Source organism: Rhodococcus sp. (in: high G+C Gram-positive bacteria) (assembly GCF_049299235.1).
Lineage (GTDB): Bacteria > Actinomycetota > Actinomycetes > Mycobacteriales > Mycobacteriaceae > Rhodococcus.
On the sequence record NZ_JBAQXC010000135.1, the window covers coordinates 1 to 1,582 of the forward strand.

Annotated in this window: 1 protein-coding gene and 1 pseudogene; one reads left to right on the forward strand and one right to left on the reverse strand. The window is 67.2% G+C overall.

The window, feature by feature from the left end; all coding sequences use genetic code 11:
* A partial coding sequence (locus WAX14_RS08310) for a glycine--tRNA ligase (RefSeq protein ID WP_422627615.1) occupies positions 1–896 on the forward strand: 896 nt, incomplete at its 5' end.
* A gap of 81 nt (positions 897–977) precedes the next feature.
* Here the strand turns inward: WAX14_RS08310 and WAX14_RS08315 are convergent.
* A pseudogene (locus WAX14_RS08315) lies at positions 978–1,582 on the reverse strand (TPM domain-containing protein); the annotation flags it as partial.

Genomic DNA, 1,582 nt, shown 5'->3' on the forward strand with positions numbered 1-1,582 from the left:
CCGCACAGGGCATCTTCGTGAACTTCGCGAATGTCCAAACCACTGCCCGCAAGAAGCCGCCGTTCGGCATCGGCCAGATCGGCAAGAGCTTCCGCAACGAGATCACCCCGGGCAACTTCATCTTCCGGACCCGCGAGTTCGAGCAGATGGAAATGGAGTTCTTCGTCAAGCCGGGCGAGGACGAGCAATGGCACCAGTACTGGATCGACTACCGCATGGACTGGTACACCGGGCTGGGCATCAACAAGGACAATCTGCGCCTGTACGAGCACCCGCAGGACAAGCTGTCGCACTACTCGAAGCGCACCGTCGACATCGAGTACCGCTTCCACTTCCAGGGCAGCGAATGGGGTGAACTCGAAGGCGTCGCCAACCGCACCGATTTCGACCTGTCGACCCATTCGAAGCACTCGGGCACCGACCTGAGCTACTTCGATCAGGCGACCAACGAGCGATACACCCCGTACGTCATCGAACCGGCAGCGGGCCTGACGCGTTCGCTCATGGCGTTCCTCGTCGACGCCTACACCGAGGACGAGGCCCCCAACGCCAAGGGTGGTGTCGACACTCGCACCGTGCTGCGGCTGGACCGCCGGCTCGCCCCGGTCAAGGCCGCGGTGTTGCCGCTGAGCCGCAACGCCGACCTGAGCCCGAAGGCCAAGGATCTCGCGGCGCAGCTGCGTCGGAATTGGAATGTCGAGTTCGACGATGCGCAGGCGATCGGTCGCCGCTACCGTCGTCAGGACGAGATCGGCACCCCGTTCTGCATCACCGTCGACTTCGACACACTCGAGGATCAGGCCGTGACGATCCGTGAGCGCGACACGATGACGCAGGAACGCGTCGCGCTCGATCAGGTGGAGGGATACCTCGCGCAGCGCCTGATCGGCTCCTGATCCCCGGTGCGCGCTTCCGGTAGCACACCCGCTACCGGAAACGCGTACGAGGCGCGGGCTCGGCCGCGTTGGCGGAAGGGATCAGAATCGGCCGCCGCTGCTGCGGCCGATCCGCCCCGAACTGCTGGGGCCGCCGAACGAACCGGGTCCGCGACCGCCGCTGCTGCGGTAGCCACCACCGCGAGAGTGCCCGCCGCCTCCGCCGCGCAGGATGCTGTCGATCAGGATGCCGCCGAGGACCGCCCCGGTCATGTCGTTGTTCGACGACCGGGGTTGCTGCCGCTGCTCCCACTGCCGGACGTCGCTCTGCGCCGCCCACAAGGCTTTCGCCCCGAGTTGCGTTGCGGCCTGTGCGTGCTGCAACGCCTGCGACGCATCGGTCGACGCGAGTTGCTGCGCCGCCTGCAGGTGCCGCTGCGCCTCCGACAATCGGGTACGGGCTTCGGCACCCACCGCGCCGCGGCGAGTGCCGATGAAGTCGGCCGCGGAGGTGACCTGAGATTGCGCTGCCGTCAGATCTTGCTGCAGCCGCTGCTGTGCGCGCCGAGCCTGCTCCTGCACCTCACGGGTATGGGCGAGAACGGAGTCGAGTCGTGCGTCCGCGTCGACGATGCGGGTGAAGCTGCCCAGCGGATCGGTCGCCTGCGCCGCACGCGCGTGGGCGAGGGCTTCGGTGGCCGCTGCCC